A 3,872-nucleotide genomic window follows, 5' to 3' on the forward strand; every position below is an offset into this window, starting at 1 on the left:
ATATTGCCCCCTTGCTGTGCAAGAATGCGCATACGAGGATGGGGCCATGCATGGTTTCGACTGGGGCGACCTCAGATTCTTCCTCACCGTGGCACGGGCCGGACGCCTGACCCTCGCGGCGCGCCAGCTGCGGGTCGATCATGCGACGGTGAGCCGGAGGCTCGCGGCGCTGGAGGCGGTGCTGAAGACGAAGCTGTTCGAGCGCTACCCGCAAGGATATCGCCTGACCGAAGCCGGCGACCGGTTGATGGTCGCGGCGGAGACGATCGAATCCACCGCGATCGAGGCCGAGAGTGCGATCTCCGGGACGAATTCAGCCTTGTCGGGCACGGTGAGAATCGGCGCTCCGGACGGATTCGGCACCTATTTCCTCGCGCGGCGGCTCGGTCCGCTACTGGCGCGGCACCCGCTCCTGACCATTCAATTGGTGCCCCTGCCGCGCGTATTCTCGCTTGCCAAGCGCGAAGCGGATCTGGTGATCACGATCGACCCGCCTGACACGGGCCGCCTGCACCTGCAGAAGCTAACCGACTACACCCTCGGACTTTATGCCAGCGCCGAGTATCTCGATCGCCACGGCCCCATCGCCGACGTCTCGGAACTGCGCTCGCACCGCATCGTGTGCTACGTGGCCGACCTGATGTTTTCCAGCTCGCTGAACTATCTGAGCGAACTGGGCATTCCGGACTCCCTACGCTTCGAATGCGCCAGCGTGATCGGGCAGATGGAGGCGACAATGGCAGGGATCGGCATCGGAGTGCTGCATGACTATGTCGCGCAGAGTCATCCGGCCTTGCACAAAGTTCTTCCGCACAAGGTGAAGCGAACCTATTGGATCGTTGCTCACGACGATGTAAGGACTATTGCGCGGATGAACTATGTGCGCGAATTTATCATTAACGCCGTGGTCGCGGAAAAATTCCTCTACTGACGAATACATATCGGGTATTGTTTCAGGAGCTACCGTCGCGGGATACGGCAGATCTGCGGCGTCATATACTCTTGCTGCTCGGGGATGATCCGAATGCGATGGCCTTCATGCATTGAAGGAACAGTTTTCGGTGTTCCCTCGGCACTGCCGCCAGAAGCGTATTCTGCAACGACGCCGCACTCTCTACCAGTTGAAACAGGGCGCTGGTTCCCGCTGGGGTGATGCTGACCTTTGTCGAGCGTCGGTCGCTGCCATTGGTGGTTCGGCTGATCAGTCCGCGGGCCGCCATTCGGCGGATCATTTCCCCAAGTGTGCTGCGGTCGACGAAGATGGCGCTAGCCAGCTCCGACAAAGTCAGGGTTCCTTTCTGGTGCAAGGTAAGCAGCGCGCCGAACTGCTGCGGCGTGATGTCCGATTGTCCTGTCAGCTGCTCGTAGAGGGCAGTGGCTCGGGTTCCGATCACGCGGACCATGAACGCGGCTCCCTCCGCTAGATTCAACGTTGCCGCGATGTCTTCAGGTCCGGATGAGGGCACCTTCTGCGGAGAATTCCTGGGCGTCATATCGGCGGCTATCTCCTTATAATATAAGTCTATCATAGTCACAGCAAGATCGGCATAGGCTGGTGCTTGCCTGTCCGCGAATAATCGTGATAATGCGTATACTCAATAAATTGAGCATTGCCCCCTCTACCTCACAGCCGCTGTAACGGAATTCCCCGACCGCTAGCGGCTGACCAACGCAGTCTCGTGGTCCGTCTCGGCCGGATGCATGTTCGCCCCGCCTCCTCCGGCCACCGGCTCACTTTGCCGCTAGCGGCGGCGCGGTCAGGATCTCCTTATGCACATAACGAGCGACGCGAACGCGAAAGTCCTGGAGCACCTGCTGCGGGAACGCCACAGCTGCCGTGGTTTCCGGCCTGATGCTGTCGACGACGCCGTCATCACGCGCATATTGGGCATGGCGCAGATGACGCCGTCATGGTGCAACACCCAGCCTTGGCAGGTGATCGTCACGCGCGGCGCCGCCACCGGCCGTTTCCGCGACGCCCTCCTGGCACATCTCGATGATCCGCGGCAGCCCGACATAGCTTTTCCTGCGCGGTACGACGGCGTCTATGGTGTGCGCCGGCGCACGAGCGGGTTCCAGCTCTACGCCGCAGTGGGTATCGAGCGCGGCGACCGCGAGGGCTCGGCCCGCCAAGCGCGGGAGAATTTCCGCCTGTTCGGTGCCCCGCATGTGGCGATCGTCACCACCAATGCGATGCTGGGAACTTACGGCGCCGTGGATTGCGGAGGCTATGTCACCAGCTTTATGCTGGCCGCGCAGGCGCTCGGGGTCACGAGCATCGCGCAGGCCTCGCTCGCCTCGCTGTCGCCCTTCGTCCGGACGCATTTCGACATCCCGCCGGACCGGCTCATCCTGTGCGGCATCTCGTTCGGCTACGAGGATGCTGTACACCCGGCAAACGCCTTCCGCACCGAACGGGCCGTGGCCTGCCCCGCTTGAGTGGTCCAGTTTGATCCTAATGCATTGTCGGCCTTTGTGCCGGGTTTGATGTTGCCGGAGGCGGCAGGACGACAGCCGGCGCCGGAGGCCTATAGCCGAGTGCGGAATGAGGTCGCTCGGTGTTGTAGTGTTGCCTCCAGCTCTCGATGACGATCCTGGCCTCGGCAAGGCTGTAGAAGATCTCGCCATTGAGGAGTTCGTCGCGGAGCTTGGAGTTGAAGCTCTCACAATAGCCATTCTCCCACGGCGAGCCTGGCTCGATGAAAGCGGTCTTGGCGCCGACCGCCTCGATCCAGTCCCGCACCGCCTGGGCGATGAACTCCGGGCCGTTGTCCGATCGAACATACCCCGGCACGCCCCGCAGTACGAACAGGTCTGTCAGGACGTCGATGACGGCGGTCGAGTTGAGCTTCCGGTCGACGCGGATCGCCAAGCATTCCCGGGTATATTCGTCGATGACATTCAACATGCGGAACTTCCGGCCGTTGTGGGTGCGATCCTCGACGAAGTCGTAGGACCAGACGTGGTTGGGATATTCCGGCCGCAGCCGAATGCAGGACCCGTCATTGAGCCAGAGCCGGCCTTTCTTCGGCTGCCTGGCAGGCACCTTCAGCCCCTCTCGCCGCCAAGATCCGCTCGACCCGCTTGAGGTTCACCATCCAGCCGGCGGCGTGCAGCAAGGCCGTGATCCGGCGATAGCCATAGCGTCCGTACCGGGTGGCGAGTTCGACGATGTCCGCGGTCAGGGCTGCCTCGTCGGCACGGCCCGCCGGCACCTTGCGCTGAGTCGATCGATGTTGCCCCAGAACCCGGCACGCCAGCCGTTCCGACACGCCGAGCTTGATCACGACGTGTTCGACACAGCGACGGCGCCGGGCGGGGCTCAAAAGTTTCCCGACGCAGCTTCCTTCAGGATCAGCTTCTCCAGCGTCAGATCCGAGACAGCCTTGCGCAGCCGCTCGTTCTCCTTCTCGAGTTCCTTCAGCCGCTTGACCTGGTCGCTCTTCAGCCCGCCAAACTCCTTGCGCCAGCGGTAATACGTGAACGCCGTCACCCCGATCGCCCGGATCGCTTCGGCAACGGGGCGCCCCTGCGACACCAGAACGTCGACCTGCCGAAGCTTCCCGACGATCTCTTCAGGCTTGTGCTTCTTATGCGCCATTGCGCCATCCTCCAAAGGCCCGAAAGCCTACTTCACGGAGGACCACTTTTCAGGGGGCAGGCCAGTCGGCAGCGTCCTCAAGGGTTCGGTCAACGCGGCCGTGGACTCGGCGGGCAAACATCTCGCCAAGGAACTGGCACCACGCTGTCAATCGGCATGGAAACTTGACCCCATATCGGCGCCGAATATTGACCCCGGGCTGGGGCATTGACCCCACTGCCGCGGAGCGTTGGTGTGGCGCAGCGGCAGTGGGGTCAATGGTGGCGGAGGT

At 62.3% G+C, this 3,872-nt stretch carries 3 protein-coding genes and 1 pseudogene; 2 read left to right on the top strand and 2 right to left on the bottom strand.

Annotated elements, in window-relative coordinates; all coding sequences use genetic code 11:
* A partial coding sequence (locus ACO2RV_RS24920) for a LysR family transcriptional regulator (RefSeq protein ID WP_423296890.1) occupies positions 1 to 931 on the top strand: 931 nt, incomplete at its 5' end.
* Between the two features lie 61 nt (positions 932 to 992).
* Here ACO2RV_RS24920 and ACO2RV_RS24925 read toward each other — a convergent pair.
* Complete coding sequence (locus tag ACO2RV_RS24925; protein WP_423296891.1) at positions 993 to 1,403, bottom strand: MarR family winged helix-turn-helix transcriptional regulator; 411 nt, start codon at positions 1,401 to 1,403, stop codon at positions 993 to 995.
* 367 nt (positions 1,404 to 1,770) lie between these two features.
* On the opposite strand from ACO2RV_RS24925, the gene ACO2RV_RS24930 reads away from it, so the two are divergent.
* Complete coding sequence (locus ACO2RV_RS24930; RefSeq protein ID WP_423296892.1) at positions 1,771 to 2,439, top strand: nitroreductase; 669 nt, start codon at positions 1,771 to 1,773, stop codon at positions 2,437 to 2,439.
* 16 nt (positions 2,440 to 2,455) lie between these two features.
* On the opposite strand, the pseudogene ACO2RV_RS24935 reads toward ACO2RV_RS24930, so the two are convergent.
* A pseudogene (locus ACO2RV_RS24935) lies at positions 2,456 to 3,601 on the bottom strand (IS3 family transposase).
* Positions 3,602 to 3,872: the final 271 nt, after the last annotated feature.

The sequence above is a fragment of the Ancylobacter sp. VNQ12 genome, assembly GCF_049445835.1.
GTDB lineage: Bacteria > Pseudomonadota > Alphaproteobacteria > Rhizobiales > Xanthobacteraceae > Ancylobacter.

Coding starts and splice junctions, on each gene's coding strand:
- ACO2RV_RS24925 (WP_423296891.1), bottom strand. CDS start 1,403: ATGGTCCGCGTGATCGGAACCCGAGCCACTGCCCTCTACGAGCAGCTG.
- ACO2RV_RS24930 (WP_423296892.1), top strand. CDS start 1,771: ATGCACATAACGAGCGACGCGAACGCGAAAGTCCTGGAGCACCTGCTG.